This is a genomic window from Frankia sp. CeRuru1 (assembly GCF_977966315.1).
Window position 1 is genome coordinate 1 of sequence record NZ_CDWWEW010000076.1, and the last position, 16264, is coordinate 16264.

At 69.3% G+C, this 16264-nt stretch carries 16 protein-coding genes; 6 read left to right on the forward strand and 10 right to left on the reverse strand.

What is annotated here, in order from left to right; translation table 11 throughout:
- Positions 1 to 950, reverse strand: a 950-nt coding sequence (locus AC08OP_RS08240) for a patatin-like protein (RefSeq protein ID WP_476613641.1), incomplete at its 3' end; no start/stop codon positions are given.
- Positions 951 to 1144: 194 nt separating this feature from the next.
- Here AC08OP_RS08240 and AC08OP_RS08245 point away from each other — a divergent pair.
- Together AC08OP_RS08245 and AC08OP_RS08250 are read left to right on the forward strand one after the other, a co-directional pair.
- Positions 1145 to 2989: an acyl-CoA dehydrogenase gene (locus tag AC08OP_RS08245; RefSeq protein WP_476613642.1), complete on the forward strand. Its 1845-nt coding sequence runs from the start codon at positions 1145 to 1147 to the stop codon at positions 2987 to 2989.
- 63 nt (positions 2990 to 3052) lie between these two features.
- On the forward strand, positions 3053 to 3439 hold the full coding sequence (locus tag AC08OP_RS08250; protein ID WP_476613643.1) for a hypothetical protein: 387 nt from the start codon (positions 3053 to 3055) through the stop codon (positions 3437 to 3439).
- Between the two features lie 121 nt (positions 3440 to 3560).
- Here the strand turns inward: AC08OP_RS08250 and AC08OP_RS08255 are convergent, their stop codons facing one another.
- From AC08OP_RS08255 to pdhA, 4 genes are all read right to left on the reverse strand, one after another.
- Positions 3561 to 3797 carry a hypothetical protein gene (locus AC08OP_RS08255; RefSeq protein WP_011434531.1) on the reverse strand — a complete coding sequence of 79 codons (237 nt, stop codon included), beginning with the start codon at positions 3795 to 3797 and terminating at the stop codon, positions 3561 to 3563.
- A gap of 130 nt (positions 3798 to 3927) precedes the next feature.
- Positions 3928 to 5334 carry a dihydrolipoamide acetyltransferase family protein gene (locus AC08OP_RS08260; RefSeq protein WP_476613644.1) on the reverse strand — a complete coding sequence of 469 codons (1407 nt, stop codon included), beginning with the start codon at positions 5332 to 5334 and terminating at the stop codon, positions 3928 to 3930.
- Between the two features lie 52 nt (positions 5335 to 5386).
- Positions 5387 to 6448: an alpha-ketoacid dehydrogenase subunit beta gene (locus tag AC08OP_RS08265; RefSeq protein WP_476613645.1), complete on the reverse strand. Its 1062-nt coding sequence runs from the start codon at positions 6446 to 6448 to the stop codon at positions 5387 to 5389.
- Entirely contained in the window at positions 6445 to 7644 is a 1200-nt protein-coding gene (pdhA, locus tag AC08OP_RS08270; protein WP_476613652.1) for a pyruvate dehydrogenase (acetyl-transferring) E1 component subunit alpha, read from the reverse strand. Before pdhA ends, AC08OP_RS08265 begins: the two co-directional genes overlap by 4 nt.
- A gap of 126 nt (positions 7645 to 7770) precedes the next feature.
- Between pdhA and AC08OP_RS08275 the strand changes: the two genes are divergently transcribed.
- Complete coding sequence (locus AC08OP_RS08275) at positions 7771 to 8682, forward strand: LLM class F420-dependent oxidoreductase (RefSeq protein WP_476613653.1); 912 nt, start codon at positions 7771 to 7773, stop codon at positions 8680 to 8682.
- A 228-nt stretch (positions 8683 to 8910) separates the two neighbouring features.
- On the forward strand, positions 8911 to 10002 hold the full coding sequence (locus tag AC08OP_RS08280) for a CapA family protein (RefSeq protein WP_476613646.1): 1092 nt from the start codon (positions 8911 to 8913) through the stop codon (positions 10000 to 10002).
- 58 nt (positions 10003 to 10060) lie between these two features.
- Here AC08OP_RS08280 and AC08OP_RS08285 read toward each other — a convergent pair whose 3' ends face one another.
- Complete coding sequence (locus tag AC08OP_RS08285; protein WP_476613647.1) at positions 10061 to 10570, reverse strand: Fur family transcriptional regulator; 510 nt, start codon at positions 10568 to 10570, stop codon at positions 10061 to 10063.
- A 450-nt stretch (positions 10571 to 11020) separates the two neighbouring features.
- Here AC08OP_RS08285 and AC08OP_RS08290 point away from each other — a divergent pair, with 450 nt between their 5' ends.
- Positions 11021 to 11662, forward strand: a complete 642-nt coding sequence (locus tag AC08OP_RS08290) for a hypothetical protein (RefSeq protein WP_476613648.1) — start codon at positions 11021 to 11023, stop codon at positions 11660 to 11662.
- On the opposite strand, the gene AC08OP_RS08295 is transcribed toward AC08OP_RS08290, so the two are convergent.
- Both AC08OP_RS08295 and AC08OP_RS08300 read right to left on the reverse strand, forming a co-directional pair.
- Complete coding sequence (locus tag AC08OP_RS08295) at positions 11604 to 13226, reverse strand: hypothetical protein (protein WP_476613649.1); 1623 nt, start codon at positions 13224 to 13226, stop codon at positions 11604 to 11606. The genes AC08OP_RS08290 and AC08OP_RS08295 overlap by 59 nt on opposite strands.
- A gap of 61 nt (positions 13227 to 13287) precedes the next feature.
- Positions 13288 to 14535: a pyridoxal phosphate-dependent aminotransferase gene (locus AC08OP_RS08300; RefSeq protein WP_476613650.1), complete on the reverse strand. Its 1248-nt coding sequence runs from the start codon at positions 14533 to 14535 to the stop codon at positions 13288 to 13290.
- A gap of 599 nt (positions 14536 to 15134) precedes the next feature.
- On the opposite strand from AC08OP_RS08300, the gene AC08OP_RS08305 reads away from it, so the two are divergent.
- Positions 15135 to 15470, forward strand: a complete 336-nt coding sequence (locus AC08OP_RS08305) for a type II toxin-antitoxin system VapB family antitoxin (RefSeq protein WP_462186460.1) — start codon at positions 15135 to 15137, stop codon at positions 15468 to 15470.
- On the opposite strand, the gene AC08OP_RS08310 is transcribed toward AC08OP_RS08305, so the two are convergent.
- Positions 15449 to 15805, reverse strand: coding sequence for a hypothetical protein (locus AC08OP_RS08310; RefSeq protein ID WP_462186441.1), 357 nt, complete (start codon positions 15803 to 15805; stop codon positions 15449 to 15451). The genes AC08OP_RS08305 and AC08OP_RS08310 overlap by 22 nt on opposite strands.
- Positions 15806 to 15926: 121 nt before the next feature.
- Positions 15927 to 16264, reverse strand: a 338-nt coding sequence (locus tag AC08OP_RS08315; protein WP_476613651.1) for an HNH endonuclease signature motif containing protein, incomplete at its 5' end; no start/stop codon positions are given.

Here is a 16264-nt window from a genome sequence, read left to right on the forward strand (position 1 = left end):
GTGGGCGGCACGGGTGGCATGGACCGTGTGGGCGTCCTGGTCGGTGCCACCGGATTCATCGATGCCGCCGGATCCGTCATCGGTACCGGCATCCGCGGCGAGGGCACGACGTAGGTGAGCACGCGACGGACCTGGCGCTCGGCGGGCCGGTCGAAGATGGCCGCCAGCGCCGGTCCGATCGGGCGGTTGACCAGAATCCCGCCGTCCGAGGCGTGGAATCCGCGGGAGGCGTTGACGTAGCGGGCCATGTCCGGGTGCGCGGCATCGACGGCGTGCCCCACCGGCACGTAGGCCGGCTCGAAGGCGCCCGGAAAGGCGGAACTGGCCCGTGCGGCCAGGGCGAGACGGGGGACCGCGCCAGGGTCGGTCAGGTCCTGCGTGCCGAAGGCGAACAGGCCCCGGTGGTCAACGTCGCGCATGGTGCCGCCGAGTGAGTCGGCGTGCTCGGCGACCTCGCCGCGCAGGATCGTCGTGGTGATGAAGACCGATGTCGGGCGGTCCGCGCCGGCCCGGTTGGGGCGGGCCGTCTCCCCCACCGCTGCCAGGGCGGTGTGCAGCGCGGGCAGCACGGCGGTGTCCCCGCGCAGTAGCGAGGGATACGTCTTTTCGTGGGGGGTGCGCATGAGCGCGTCAAGCGAGCCGAGGGACAGCCACAGGTCCCGCAGCGGGGTGAGATCGGCGTGGTGGGTGTTCGCGTAGCCCAGCATGGCGGCGTTGATGCCACCGGCCGAGGTGCCGGCGAGTACGTCCACACTGACCTCGACGTCGAGGATGGCTGCCAGCCGGGCGTAACGGGCGGCGACGGCAGCGTCCGCTTCGTCGGCCCGGTCACGGTCCGGGCTGGTCGCAAGGTTGATCTCGGTGGCGACCCCGCCCATCCAGACGGCGAGGCTCGCGCCACCGGTCATGACGACCGCGAGCCGTACCTCCTGGGTGGCCGGGTCGCGCATGAGTGGCAAGAGTAGACGTGCCCGGCCTCGGGTCTTCCCCGTTTGTCGGAGAAAAGTTGGATCGCGACGACTTCTTCCCAGCCGCCGCTCTTGTCAACGGGTTACTCGTGAGTAGCATGGGAACAACGTACTCACGAGTAGCTAGCCGGCATCGGCTGATCACGATGTCCGGCGGTCCCGGGAAGGAGCCGTTGATGGGCCACTACCGGAGCAATCTGCGAGACATCGAGTTCAACCTGTTCGAGGTGTTCGGGATCGATCGCACGCTCGGCACCGGTCCCTTCGGGGAGATGGACGCCGAGACCGCGCGCGAGGTGCTGGCCGAGCTCGACCACCTCGCCTCCGGACCCGTTGCCGAGTCCTTCACCGACGCCGACCGTCATCCGCCGACCCTGGATCCGGCGACCGGATCGGTGACCCTGCCGGAGTCGTTCAAGAAGTCCTACCAGGCCGTTCTGGACGGTGAGTGGTGGCGGCTCTACCTTCCGCCGCACCTGGGCGGACTGGGTGCGTCCCCGACCGTCGCGTGGGCGGCCTCGGAGCTGCTGCTCGGAGCGAACCCGGCCATCTTCATGTACATGGCCGGCCCGACGTTCGCAGCGATCCTGCACCGGCTCGGCAACGAATGGCAGCGCCAGCTCGCCGAGTTCGCCATTGAACGGCACTGGGGCGCGACGATGGTGCTCACCGAGCCGGACGCGGGTTCCGACGTCGGGGCCGGTCGTACCAGGGCGATCGAGCAGCCCGACGGCACCTGGCACATCGAGGGCGTGAAGCGGTTCATCACCAATGGGGACTGGGATGTCCCGGAGAACATCATCCATCTCGTGCTCGCCCGGCCGGAGGGGCACGGCCCGGGGACCAAGGGTCTGTCGATGTTCGTGGTGCCGAAGTTCATGCCCGATCCGCGGACCGGCGCGCCCGGCGCCCGCAACGGCGTCTACGTGACGAACATCGAGAAAAAGATGGGCCTGAAGGTCTCCGCCACCTGCGAGCTGCGGTTCGGTGAGCGGGCGCCGGCGGTCGGCTGGCTGGTCGGTGACGTCCACGAGGGCATCGCCCAGATGTTCCAGGTGATCGAGTACGCCCGGATGATGGTGGGCAGCAAGGCCATCGCCACGCTGTCCACCGGATATCTCAACGCGCTCGAGTTCGCCCGCACCCGCGTCCAGGGTGCGGACCTGGCCCGCGCGTCGGACAAGACGGCACCGCGTGTCACGATCATCCACCACCCGGATGTCCGCCGGATGCTGATGATGCAGAAGGTGTATGCGGAGGGCATGCGTTCGCTGATGCTCTACACCGCGACGTTCCAGGACCGGGTTGCGCTGGCCGGCGAGCGGGGGGAGGCCGACGAGCTCGCCGAACGCATCAACGACCTGCTGCTCCCGATCGTCAAGGGGGTCGGCTCCGAACGGTCCTACGAGCTGCTCGCCTCGTCACTGCAGATCCTCGGTGGTTCCGGGTACCTGCAGGACTATCCGATCGAGCAGTACATCCGCGATGCCAAGATCGACACTCTCTACGAGGGCACCACGTCGATCCAGGGCCAGGACTTGTTTTTCCGGAAGATCGTCCGGGACCAGGGGCAGGCGCTGACCTCCGTACTGGGCGAGATCCAGACGTTCGTGAAGGGGGAGGCCGGCAACGGCGCGCTGCGGGCGGAGCGGGAGGCGTTGGGGGTGGCTCTCGATGACGTCCAGAGCATGGTGAATTCGCTGGTCGGGTTCCTCACCGGCGCCGCCGAGGATGCCGCCGCGATCTACAAGGTCGGCCTGAATACGACGAGGCTGCTGATGAGCCTCGGCGACCTGATCATCGGATGGCTGCTCCTGCGCGGCGCCGAGGTAGCCCTGCGAACCCAGGATTCTCCGGCATCCGCCGGGGCCCGGTCCGCTCGGGACGCCGCCTTTTACCAGGGCAAGGTGGCCGCCGCGCGCTGGTTCGCGGCCAATGTGCTACCGGAGTTGACGGCGCGCCGGGTAGCGCTGGAGTCCACCGGCCTCGGGCTTATGGAACTGCCGGAGGAGGCGTTCTGATGTTGCCGGGGCGGGGTTGCGTTCTTGTCGCGGCAGGGTATATGGACCGGTATGGGAATCCCGTTGAGTCTTTTACTCTTGGCCCTCGGCGCCATCCTCGCCTTCGCGGTCCGCTCCGAACCGTCCGGGCTCGACATCACGGCCGTGGGCATCATCCTGATGTGCGTCAGCGCCATTGGGCTCGGCCTCACCCTGTACCGCGACCAGTGGCGCAGAAAGATCGTCGAAGAGTCGGTCGAGAACGGCGTGCCCGCGCTCATGCCGCTCGATGACGGCATCATCGTCGACCCGTCCGCCCCGTTCGAGGCCCCGCACCGGCGCGAGCTGGGACTGGCCCCCGAGGAGGATCGTCGGCTGAACCCCTCACGCCACCCGGCGGCGACCTCCGGTGACGGGCAGCCGGCCATCCACGTGCACGTCGAAGGGGACCACCCCGTGTCGCCTCACTGAACCGTGCTCCTTCACCGGTCCGGCTGCCCACCGCCCGGTCCGGTTCCCAGGGCGGTCCGTGGGGACGGACCAGGGAACCGGACCGGGCGCTCGTCCGCGGGGTCGAGCCGGGATGGTCGGTTCAGGAGGTGCGTAGCGGCGGGAACGCCTGATCGAGCTCGTTGCGCATGTCCCGCTTGAGGATGTCGTCGGCGTCCGAGGAGGACTGACCCTCGAGTAGGAACCGAGCCACTCGTAGGGTGAGGTCGACCCGCTCAGCCAGGTTGAGCGTGCCGGTGAACCGGCCGCTGGAGTTGGCGGAGGTCAGAACCTTGGCGACGAACTCGTCCGCGGCCTGCAGTGCCTCCACTCGCGTCATGGTTCCACCTCTTTGTGCCGGAAGCCGGTCAGAGGCGCAACCGTACCAGGGAGCGGAATCTGGGCTGTTGTGTGCCCCTCTTGCGTGCAGTGTGCCCGTTTGTGGTCAACTGGTGGATCCGATGAGCCGATCAGGACCAGGCGAGTGCCACCGTGGGATCAGTGAGGACGGCACCCACGTCGGCGAGGACCGCGGAGCCCAGCGCGCCGTCGACGATGCGATGGTCGAACGAGAGCGCCAGCTGTACCACCGTACGCACGGTGAGCTGACCCTCGTGCACCCAGGGCATCGGTCGGATCGAGCCCAGGGCGAGGATCGCCGCTTCGCCCGGGTTCAGGATCGGGGTGCCGATGTCCACGCCGAGGACGCCGACGTTGGTGATGGTGATCGTGCCGCCGCGCAGATCCGCGGGGCTGAGCCGGTCCGCCCTCGCCGCGGTGGTGAGGCCGGCCAGGGCGTGAGCCAGCCCGACGACGTCGAGCCGGCCGGCGTCCGGGATGGTGGGCACGACGAGCCCACGCGGGCCCGCCACGGCGATGCCGAGGTTCACCCGGTCGTACACATGTATCTCCGGCCGGCCACCGTTCCCCGGCCGGCCACTGTTCCCCGGCCGGCCACCGTTCTCCGGCCGGCCACCGCCCGCGTCCTCGACCCAGGATGAGTTGATCATCGGGTGTCGGCGAACGGCGATGAGCAGGGCTCTGGCGACGAACAGCAATGGGGTGATCTTGATCCCGGTGAACTCCGGCAGCGCCGCGATCCGGTCCCGGGCGGTCATCGTCGCCGTCGCGTCGACGGTGAGGAACTCGGTGACGTGCGGGGCGGCCGAGACGCTGGTGACCATCGCCTGCGCCATCGATCGCCGGATGCCGGTGACAGGCACGTGCCAGGTACGCGTCTCGGTGGAGAAGGTGGCCCCGGCGGGGACGACGCCGATCGGCGGGGCATCGCGCGTGGGTGGCGCCGCGAGGGGCGCGGTACGGGCGGTGGCACGCACTGCGGCCTCGACGTCGGCCCGGCTGATCGTGCCGTCCGGGCCGGTGCCGGCGAGGGAGGCGAGGTCGACGCCGAGGTCACGGGCGAGCTTGCGGACCGGCGGTTTGGCGAGCCCCGGACCAGCTGTGTGCCCCGGACCGGCTGGCATAGGTGGTCGTCGAGGGCGGCGCCGGCGGCTCTCGGCCGTCCTCGGCCCATAACCCACGAGGACTGGGGTGCGCTCGATGCTGCCAGCGTCCCGGGATGTCGGCAGGCTGTTCTCACCCGTCCTGTTCCCACCCGTCCCGTCGGGTTCGGCGTCGGCGGTCTGGATGGTCAGCAGGGGTGCGCCGACCGCGAGGGTTGTTCCCTCGGCGCCGTGGATCTCGGCCAGGATCCCGGCGAACGGGCTGGGGACCTCGACGACCGCCTTCGCGGTCTCGACCTCGACGAGGGGCTGGTTCACCGTGACGGTATCCCCGACCTGGGCAAGCCACCGGACGATGTCCGCCTCGGTCAGACCTTCGCCGAGGTCAGGGAGCCGGAACTGTCGCTGCGTCACGGTAACCCCAGTCAGATAGCCGGTTGGTCGGTCCTCATGCTTCTCAGGATGCTCAGTACGCGAAGGAACGGTCCACGGCGTCGAGGATGCGGTCGACGTCGGGGAGGTAGTGGTCTTCGAGGCGGGCCGGGGGATACGGGGTGTCGAAACCGGTGACCCGCAGGACCGGCGCCTCCAGGGAGTAAAACGCCTGCTCCGCCACTCGTGCGGCGACCTCGGCCGACACCGAGACGTTGGACGGTGCCTCGTGGACCACGACCAGCCGGCCGGTCCGGCGTACCGAGTCGAGCACGGGTTCCAGGTCCAGGGGCGAGAGCGTCCGCAGGTCGATGACCTCCAGCGACCGGCTGTCGTCCGCCGCGCTGATCTCGGCGGCGTCGAGGCAGGTCCGCACGGTGGGACCATAGCCGACGAGGGTCGCGTCCGTGCCGGTGCGCACGACCCGGCTGGCGTGCAGTTGGGTGAGCTCGTCCGCGGGCAGTTCGGCGAGGGGGCGCGGGTCGACCACGCCCTTCTCCCAGTACCGCCGTTTCGGTTCGAGGAAGATCACCGGATCGTCGGACCGGATGGCCTGCTGGATCATGTGATGGGCGTCGACCGGGTTCGAGCAGGCGACAACCTTCAGGCCGGCAGTGTGGCAGAAGTACGCCTCCGGCGACTCACTGTGATGCTCGACGGCGCCGATCCCGCCGCCGAAGGGGATGCGGATCGTTACCGGCAGCCGGATCCGGCCGGCCGACCGGTAGTGCAGCTTCGCGAGTTGGCTGACGATCTGGTCGAACGCGGGGTAGACGAACCCATCGAACTGGATCTCACAGACCGGCCGGTAACCGCGCATGGCCAGCCCGATCGCCGTGCCGACGATCGCCGACTCGGCCAGCGGGGTGTCGATGACCCTGGCCTCGCCGAATTCCTGTTGCAGCCCGTCGGTCACCCGGAAGACCCCGCCGAGCTTGCCGACGTCCTCCCCCATGATCAGAACCTTGGGATCGGTGGCCATCGCCGAACGCAGCCCGAGGCTCAACGCCTTGGCCATGGTGACCGGGGCGCGGGCGACCCGTTCACCGACCTCGTCGGAGCGTTGCTCCCCGGCAACGACAGCCCCGCTGGTCACCGGTTCCCCTCGAGTACGCCCATCTCGTCCTCCACGCCGGGCCCCTCCACGTCGAACATGGCCGCCAACGCCGATCGCTGGGCCGTCACGAGTTCATTCTCAGCCACCTGCACATGATCGAACAGGCTGGTCGGGATCGGATCCGGCAGCGCGACGCACTGCGCGCGCAGCTCGTGCGCGAAGGCGTCCGCCTCGATGGCCAGCTGCCGCAGACTCTCCTCGGTGAGCAGGCCCCGCGCTGTCAGGTGGGCGCGCATCCGGTCCAACGGATCACGCCGACGCCACATGCCCAGTTCACTCTCCGGACGGTAGCGGCTGGGATCGTCTGCCGTGGTGTGCGGATTCATCCGGTAGGTCACGGCCTCCACCAGCACCGGGCCACGCCCGGCACGCGCGGTCGCCAGGGCCCACCGGGTCACCGCGAGACACGCCAGCACGTCGTTGCCGTCCACCCGCACGCCCGGGAAGCCGAAGCCGGCGGCCCGGTGGACGATCTCGATTCGGCTCTGGCGCCGAGCGGGCGCTGAGATGGCCCACTGGTTGTTCTGGCAGAAGAACACCAGCGGAGGCGCGAACACGCTCGCCCATCCGAACGCCTCGCTGACGTCGCCCTCGCTCGACGCCCCGTCACCGAAGTACGCAATGGCCGCGTCGTCGGTGCCGTCCCGGGCGATTCCCATCGCGTAGCCGGTGGCGTGCAGCGCCTGCGAGCCCACGACGATCGAGTAGAGGGCGCATCCGTGAGTGTCCGGATCCCAGCCACCGAGCGTCGTGCCGCGATAGATCGCCAGGATTTCCCTCGGCCTGACTCCCCGGCACCAGGCCACCCCGTGTTCCCGGTACGACGGGAACGCCATGTCGCCAGGCCTCAGCGCCCGGCCGGATCCGACTTGGGCCGCCTCCTGGCCCCGCAGGCTTGCCCACAGCCCCAGCTCGCCCTGGCGCTGCAGGCTGGTCGCCTCTTCGTCGAACCGGCGGATGAACACCATGTCCCGATACAGCCCATACAGATCGTCGTCGGTCAGATCGGCGATCTGGGCGGCCAGATCGACGGCTGTCCGGGGCGGGTCCGCTCCCGCGGCGCCCGCCCCGCCGGCGCGGGCTCTGGAGGGATCGGGCCCCGGCGCATCGGGCCCGGCTGCCGTCGTCGTGGACGCGGTGGTGATCCGGTGGCCGGCCGGGGTGAGCAGCTGCATGAGCTCCGTCACACTCGCCAACGATAGACCTTGGACGGACAGTGGCAACCGGATCCGGCGGTCCCGCCGTGACGAGTGACCATCGCTCCTGCTCGGTACGGTTGCGCGGTGACGAGTGCGCAGCACATGAGCCGCCCGCCGGCCCGGCGTGAGATCGGCAAGGTGGGGATCTGGAGTGGCCAGTTCGACTTCTCCCCGGCCGCGGTCGTCCGGGAGGCGATCGCAGAACTCGACGATCTCGGTTATCCGACGTTGTGGACCGGTGAGGTCAAGGGGCGCGAGGTGCTGGTCACCGCGGCTCTGGCGCTCGCGGCCACCTCCCGGATGACGATCGCGACCGGGATCGCGCAGATCCTCGCCCGTAACCCGCTCACCATGACCGCTGGTCAGCTGGCCCTCGCCGAGGCGTACCCGGACCGGTTCCTGCTCGGGCTCGGGGTGTCCCACGCCGAGCTGATGCACATCCGGGGCGCCTCCTACACGCGCCCACTCGCCCAGATGGCGGCGTACCTCGACGAGATGGACCGGATGGCGGTCGAGCAGTACCGGGCCGTGCCACCGCCCGGTGCCCCGCCACGGGTGCTCGCCGCGCTCGGTCCGAAGATGCTCGGCCTCGCCCGGGACCGGGCCGACGGCGCCCACACCTATTTCGTGCCACCCGAGCACACCGCTGCCGCCCGGGACATCCTCGGGCCCGACAAGCTGCTCGTCCCCGAGCAGGCGTTCGTCCTGCACCCCGATCCGGAACAGGCCCGTGAGCTCGCCCGCCGGCACACCGGGTCCTATCTTCGGCTGCCGAACTACACGGCGAACCTGCGGCGTTTCGGGTTCGACGACGACGATCTCGCCGGCTCGGGCTCGGACCGCCTGGTCGACACGATCGTCCCCTGGGGGGACGCGGACGTTCTGCTCAGGCGGATCAAGGAGCATCTCGACGCCGGGGCCGATCAGGTGGCCGTGCAGGTGCTTGACTTCGACCGCCGTGGGCTGCCGCGTCGGCAGTGGCGCGAACTGGCACCGGTGCTGTCGGCACTCTGACGTCGGACGGACCGCGGCGGTCGAGCTCGGGATCATGGGAACGGCCGGGACGCGGCCGGGACGCGGCCGGGACGCGGCCGGTTCGCGAGTGGCTCGTCGTGGTGTGGTCGTCACGGAGGGGGGGAGCCTGGCGTGGAGCGGGGTGCAGCCAGCCGGCGTGCTCGGTGCGTTCGGTGCAGAGGAGGGCGCACGGCCGTCGCCGGTGGCGTCGCCGTCATCGTCGGGTTCATGTTCGTCGCCTGTGCCGTGCCCTACGGCGAGGACCGTCCGAGGCCGACGCCGCACGCCGACGGTGCCTCCGCCACCACCGGTCCCCCGGCCGGGGCCACCGCGGCCACCGCGGGAGCCGCACCCGTCGGTGACGGCCCGCGGCGGCCGACGGGGCAGCCGGTCACCATCGCCTTCGGCGGCGACATCCACTTCGAGGGTGCTCCCGGTCAGCGGCTCGCCGCCGATCCGCCGACGGCGATCGGACCCATGTCGGCGGCCCTGACCGCAGCCGATCTCGCGATCGCGAACCTGGAGACGGCGGTGACGGACCGTGGCGCCGCGGCCCAGAAGGCGTATGTGTTCCGGGCTTCGCCCACCGCGTTCACCGCGGTACGGGCGGCCGGCATCGACGTCGTCACGATGGCCAACAACCACGGCATGGACTACGGCATCGAAGGCCTGCAGGATTCGCTACGTTACGCCCGGGATGCGCACTTTCCGCTCGTCGGCATCGGCGTGGACGACACCGCCGCGTACGCCCCGTACATGACGACGGTCAAGAGGCAGCGTATCGCCGTCCTCGGGGCCACCCAAGTGCTCGACGACGAGTTGATCGCGGCCTGGACGGCGGGTCCGAACAAACCCGGCCTGGCATCGGCAAAGGAGGTCGATCGGCTGGTGCGAGCCGTGCGGGCCGCGCGGGCCGAGGCGGACACGGTCATCGTCTTCCTGCACTGGGGGACTGAACAGCAGCAGTGCCCCAACGAGGCACAGCGCGCCCTGCTCCCCCGGCTGGCGGTCGCGGGCGCGGACGTCGTCATCGGGAGCCACGCCCACGTTCTGCTGGGCGCCGGATGGAACTCCGACGGAGTGTACGTCGGCTACGGGTTGGGGAACTTTGTGTTCTATTCCTCCGGCGCCGGCCGGAACACCGAGTCCGGGGTGCTGGAACTGACCGTCGCTGGCCGGGCGGTCATGGCCGCCGCCTGGCTACCCGCCCGGATCGTGGGGGGCACCCCCCAGCCGGTGACCGGTGCCGCGGGAGCCCGGGCCCTGGCGAACTGGAATGCCCTGCGCGCCTGCACCGGCCTCTCGGCGACGGCACCCTGACCGACGGCTGCGCGCACTGTGCCCCGCGGTGCGTCCCCTGCTCCGCCGGGAACCTCGCTCAGGTGGCCGGTCGGGCCGCGCAGGTGGCACAGGTGCCGTAGATCTCCACAGTGTGCACGACGTCGACGAATCCCTCGGCGTTGGCAACCTTGGCGGTCCACGCCTCGATCTCCGGTCCCGCGATCTCTACCGTCCGGCCGCAGGAGCGGCAGACGAGGTGATGGTGATGGTCGTCAGAGGCACAGCGCCGGTAGACGGTCTCACCGTCGTCCCGGCGGATCATGTCGACCTCGCCGCGGTCGGCCAGCACCTGCAGATGGCGGTACACCGTCGTGAGCCCGACCGCGGCGCCCTGCGCCCGTAGCCGGGCGTGCAGATCCTGGGCGCTGGTGAAGGCGTCGGTCTCGGCAAGCGCGGCGGAGACGGCGTCGCCCTGCCGGGTGGCACGCACGGCCGTCCCCCGGCTCGGCGCCGGACGGCGCTCCGCCGTCTTATCCCGCTGGTTGCGGGGGTCGCGGGCCGGCCGGCCCGTGCCGGCCGACCTGGTGTCGTTCCCCGCGGTGCTCACGTCGCTCCCTTCGCTGCCGTTCAGTCTGTCTGGTCGGTTCAGTCTGTTGCCGGTGTCGCCCTTACCGTCCGTGCCTCTCATCCCGACTGTGCCGTCCGTCCCGCCCGGGGCGTGCACCAGCCGTGGGGTCGGCTCGGACCCGTGAGCTTCTTGGGGTGTACGGGCCACGTTCTCACTTTCTCATCTCCTCGCCGCGCTGGGCGTGCCTGGCGACGGGAATGGGCACGCGTCCGTTGAACATTATTGACAATGGTTTTCATCCCGGATGTGCTGGGTGGAGGTGTGAATGCGCTTGCGACCTGATCGCAGGAAAGCCCTGAGGTAACTCGCTGCCACCCGTTGCCACTCCCGAGCTCGTGGCGGCGATCCGCTGACGGCCGCACCCACCGGTGATCTGCGACGCTCCGAGGCATAACCTTCGCCCAGAGTAGATCCAGGGTGGAGGGATGCATGGCGGGGCGTAGCGGCCGACCTGGGTGGTTGCGGGAACCGGATCCGCTCCAGAACCCCCTCGGTAGTCGGCTCGCCATTCTCGGCGCGATCGTGCTGGTGATTGGCGGGGGAGCGGCGACCCTGACAGGCGGTGCGGATCCGGCGTCCGGGCTGCCCGCGTCGACCACCGGCGGCTCTGCATCCACCGCGAACGGCTCTACGTCCACCGCGAACGGCTCTACGTCCACTGCGAATGACTCTGCCGAGCTGGCCTCCTGGTACCACGGCAGCGAGGGTCTGCGGACCCGGGTCGCCACGGACGTCGCGGCGGCCCGAGCGTATCTGGCCGCCCAGGACGGCGCTTCCCTGCGGCCCGTCTGCGTCTCCCTCGGCACCGACACGCAGGCGGCGCTGACCGCGCCGGTGCCGCCGACCGCGGCCGCGCAGGCGCGGTTCGATGCCGGCGGCAGGGACTATGCCGCCGCTGCGGCGTCCTGCGGGCAGCTCTTCGACGGCACCCGGATCCAGGTCGGCGTGCTGCAGCAGCGCATCGCGTCGTCGTTGGCGGACGGTGACCGGGAATGGGGGGCGCTGGCCGCTCTCATCGGACAGCCGATGGCGACTGCGAGTCCCCCCGCGGCGTCGGGGCGCAGCGGGTGAGGCCGTGCAGGGTGCCGGTGAGCGGAAAGGTCCGGATCTCTTGCTCACACCATCCGGCCTGCCGCAGGGACGCGAGTTCGGCGGCCGTGCCCCGGAGGTCGTAGGCGAGAATGAATAGCAGGATCCGGTCCGGCGGTTGCGGGCGGCTGCGGATCGCGCCGTCCGCGCCGTCCTTCCCGATCACGCTCAGGAAGGTTGTCGCCGATCGGGGTACCCGGGGCCCGATCGGCGGTCCCCCGGGCGATGCGTCGTCGCTGAGGTCCATGGCGTAGAGCCAGCCCGCTCGCGCCAGTCGGCCGCCGACGATGACGAGATCGCCCGCCCGATACTCGGCGCGGGCGGCGATCGTCGCGTCGACCATGGCCTCGATCGGACGGGGATCGTGGCGTTCGTCCCACAGCGTGATGGTCCCGCCGACCGCGCAGACCGGCATCACCGCCAGCGCGATCAGGCCGACGGCCGCGGGAAGCCGCGCCGGCCCGACCGGCCTGGCTGCCTGGGCCGTGCGGGCCAGGTCTGCAACGCCGACCGCGACGATGATGGTGAGCAACGGAACCAGAAACAGATTGGTCCGACAGGCCCCGAAGGGCCAGTAGCGTCCGGCGCTGGCCGCGAGCTGGAGCAGTTCGGCGCCGATCAAGGCGACGATAAGGATCACCCCGTCGGGGCGTCGGCGCAGTACCCGGACTCCGAGCGCCAGCGCAACCGCCGTGGCCGTCCCGACGAGCAGCGTCGGGAGGCGATGCCCCTCGAGGAGGGAGTGCACCAGATTGGGGTCATAACGGTCGATCCCGGGCGGAGCGCCACCGAGAATCGCGCCGGTCTGTTCGAGCGTGAACCGCAGGCCGCCAAGGATCCCTCGATCGGCGAGGAAGTGATCGTCCCAGAAATGGCTCGCCCGTTGACTGGACTGGTGCGCCACAAAGATCATCATGTGGGCGCCGGCCAGGAGGAGGGCGGGGCCCACCCGTCCGGTGGTGCGTACCACGGTGCGTCGGGGCACCGCGCGGACCAGGTCGTAGCCAGCGAGGGGAACCAGCAGAAACACCGCGGGCAGCGACAGCAGCGCCAGCGCCCCGGCCGCGGTCCGGCGTGGGAGCGTGGCCTGTCCTATCCACAGCGCGACCACCGCGAGGGTGACCACCGCATCGAGGACGTAGGGCTTGAGCTGTGTGCCGGTGTCGACGACGGTGCCGGCGAGGGCGGCCGTCACCGCGGCGGCCACGGCCGGCACCCGGCCGGTGAACCGCCGCGCGAGCAGGAAGCCGCCCGCGGCGAGCAGCGGTAGCCAGATTCCCGCTCCGACGAGCCGGAGCGACCAACTGTGCCAGCCGAGGATGGTCCCGGTCAGTCGGGTCAGCGCCAGTGAGCCGATCGAGGACGGGGTGTTGGCCGCCGTCAGTTCCGACCAGAACGTCGGCCACGGTTCCCCCGCGAAGTGCGGGCGCCACAGCTCGTCGTACCAGAGCGGACGATCGATCCGGGCTCGCAGCGCGATCTGCGCCCCGATCGTGGCGGCGACCAGCAGACCCACGAGCAGGACGTCGCCACGCCGTTTTTCCACAGGTTGTCCACAGGGCGTTGGTGTCCTGTGGACAACCTCCCCGATGGTGTCGATTGCTCCGTCAGTTCTGTCGCTGGGAGGGGTGCTGTCGCTGGGAGGGGTGTTTGTAGGAGGCCAGGAAGCGATCGATCCGGCCGATGGCGTCCGTGAGATCGTCCACCGCGGGCAGGGTCACGATCCGGACATGGTCGGGATGCGGCCAGTTGAAGCCGCTGCCCTGGACGAGCAGGATCTTCTCGGCCAACAGCAGATCGAGGACGAACCGCTCGTCGTCCCGGATCGGGTAGACGGCGGGGTCCAGTCGGGGGAAGGCGTACAGCGCCCCCCGCGGCGGGACGCACGACACCCCGGGGATGTCGTTGAGGAGCTTCACGACCGTGTCTCGTTGTTCGCGCAGCCGGCCGCCGGGCAGGACGAGGTCCCCGGCGCCGCCGTCCTCCGTGAGGGCGGCGACCGTGGCGAACTGCCCGGGCGCGTTGGCGCACAGGCGCATGTTCGCGAGGATGTTCACTCCCTCGATGTAGCTCGAGGCGTGGCCGCGCGGACCGGACATCACCATCCACCCGGCCCGGAACCCGGCTAGCCGATAGGACTTCGACAGCCCGTTGAAGGTCATGCAGACCAGGTCCGGCGCGAGCGCCGCGGTCGCGATGTGCTCGGCGTCGTCGTAGAGGATCCGGTCGTAGATCTCATCGGACAGCAGCATCAGGTGGTGGCGGCGGGCGACCTCGACGATGTTCTCCAGCAGCTGCCGGTCGTAGACGGCACCAGTCGGGTTGTTTGGGTTGATGACGACGATCGCTCGTGTCCGCGGGGTGACCTTGGCGGCGATGTCGTCGGGGTCGGGCGCCCAGCCGGCGGACTCGTCGCAGAGGTAGTGCACGGGCCGGCCGCCGCACAGGCTGACCACGGCCGTCCACAGTGGATAGTCGGGCGCGGGGAGCAGCACCTCGTCGCCGTTGTTGAGCAACGCCTGCAACGACATCATGATCAGTTCGGAGACGCCGTTGCCGAGGTAGACCCCGCCGGGGTCGAGGCCGGTGACCCCCTTACGGAGGTGATAGCGCACGACCGCTTCCCGGGCGGCGAGCAGTCCCTTGGAGTCGCTGTAACCCTGTGCATCCGCAAGGTTTGCCACGACGGCCTCGAGTACCTCCGGCGGTGCGGAGAAGCCGAACGGCGCGGGATTGCCGATGTTCAGCTTGAGGATGCGCGAACCCGCAGCTTCCAGCCGGGTCGCTTCGTCGAGGACAGGCCCGCGGACGTCGTAGCAGACGTCGGCGAGCTTGTCGGACTGGGTGAACTCCATCTACCCAGAGTAGGTGGGCTGTCCAGCGGATTTTCTGCCGGCCGGCGGCGTGCCGGCGAGTTCACCCCGCGGGAGTGACTCCGAGGCTCAGCCACCTTCGTAGATGATCGTTACTCGACGGTTGCGTGCTCATCCGGCCGGATCGGCTGATCCGTGCCCGGTCGCCGAGAGCCGTGCCGCTCCTTGGCACGAAGGTCGACTGATTATGGACGTCATCCTGTGTTTCGGGTCCAGTCGACTCACCTGCACTCCGGCAATCTTGTCACCGGTCGCATCAGGTGGGAGTCAGGTGAATACGTACTGATCAGATCCGGTTCGGCAAGCGCATACGTGGTGAGGTCGATACGTCGACCGGCGTCTGGAGGCAGGCAGAGCACGACGTCGTCCATGGAACCTCCTCGATATAAGGTTAGCCTTACCTAAATATACCTTGCTGCGAGATCAAGAGAAGGGGTGACAGCTGCGGGCATCTGACCTGCAGCCGTGGTCCGGGTGTCCACGCGGCTCGATGCTGCGGGGCCACCGGGGTCTTATAGGGGGGGCGGGGATTCTAGGCTGTCGTGGTCGGAGAATGTCTCGCCCTCGAGGAGGAGGTGCCGGTGATCTTCAGATTGGTCGGAGACGGTCGCCCGTACCCCGAGCACGGCCTTGGCCAGCGGGACTGGGCGGCCATTCCCCCTCGCCAGGTTCGGCTCGACCAGCTCGTCACCACCAAGCGGGTGCTCGCACTCGATGTTCTTCTCGATGAGGACTCGACCTTCTACGGTGACCTCTTCCCTCACGTCGTCGAGTGGGGCGGAGCTCTCTACCTGGAGGATGGCCTGCATCGTGCTGTACGGGCCGCGCTGCAGCAGCGCACGTCCATACACGCCCGCGTCTACGTTCTGACCGGCCCGGCCCTGACCGGTCCGGCTCAGTCGTCGGCGGCGCGGTAGATGACGAAGACGTCCTTGCCAACCCTGGCGAAGAGGTAGCGTGGACAGTCTGATGTCGGACGGTACGCCATGATCGGACGGAACACCGGCGATCGCCTGACCTCCTTGAGGCTGCCACCTGCCATCTGGCGTGCACGGCTTCCTGTGATGTCCAGCTCGTCTGAACGCTTGTACCATCCGCCGCAGTAGCGGATCTCGTCCGGTCGTGATGTCCACGCGGGGGTGTGGAAGAACCACATCAGATACACCGTCCGCATCAGCAGCACAAGCAGCAGGATGATGAACAGGGCTCGGATGAAGTTCCCAGCTCGTCCGGGCGCGAGGATGGGGCTCACAAGGTTAGGAGCCTACGGGCATCCCGTTCGTAGCTGAGCATCGGCTCTCGTGTCCCCCCACATCGGGTCGCGGTACGCCGAGGCAGACAGTTGGATCATTTCCATACCCCCTAGGGGTAAGTCAGGCTACTTGTCTTGTCGGGACGGTCTCAGCTGGCGCGGTTGAGGGACTATCGCCGAGGAGCTCCAACAAATCCAGACCCGGATGCAGCCGCGGTGTCTGCTGCGTCAGCGTTCCGTCACGATGGCGGGCGACAATCGAACCGTCGCGTCCGCGCTGCAGAACAATCCGCCTTTCATGAATAGTCCGATGATGAAGGGAGCAGATCGGCACGAGATTGTCAAGATCTGTGTTTCCGCCTTCGGATGCCCATTCCTTCATGTGATGTATCTGGAGCCAGCGGGTATGATGGCAACCCGGATACTGGCATACTCCCCGGTCGCGCGCATAAATTGCTA

Coding starts and splice junctions, on each gene's coding strand:
- AC08OP_RS08280 (WP_476613646.1), top strand. CDS start 8,911: ATGTTCGTCGCCTGTGCCGTGCCCTACGGCGAGGACCGTCCGAGGCCG.
- AC08OP_RS08275 (WP_476613653.1), top strand. CDS start 7,771: ATGAGCCGCCCGCCGGCCCGGCGTGAGATCGGCAAGGTGGGGATCTGG.
- pdhA (WP_476613652.1), bottom strand. CDS start 7,644: ATGCAGCTGCTCACCCCGGCCGGCCACCGGATCACCACCGCGTCCACG.
- AC08OP_RS08255 (WP_011434531.1), bottom strand. CDS start 3,797: ATGACGCGAGTGGAGGCACTGCAGGCCGCGGACGAGTTCGTCGCCAAG.
- AC08OP_RS08300 (WP_476613650.1), bottom strand. CDS start 14,535: ATGGAGTTCACCCAGTCCGACAAGCTCGCCGACGTCTGCTACGACGTC.
- AC08OP_RS08245 (WP_476613642.1), top strand. CDS start 1,145: ATGGGCCACTACCGGAGCAATCTGCGAGACATCGAGTTCAACCTGTTC.
- AC08OP_RS08290 (WP_476613648.1), top strand. CDS start 11,021: ATGGCGGGGCGTAGCGGCCGACCTGGGTGGTTGCGGGAACCGGATCCG.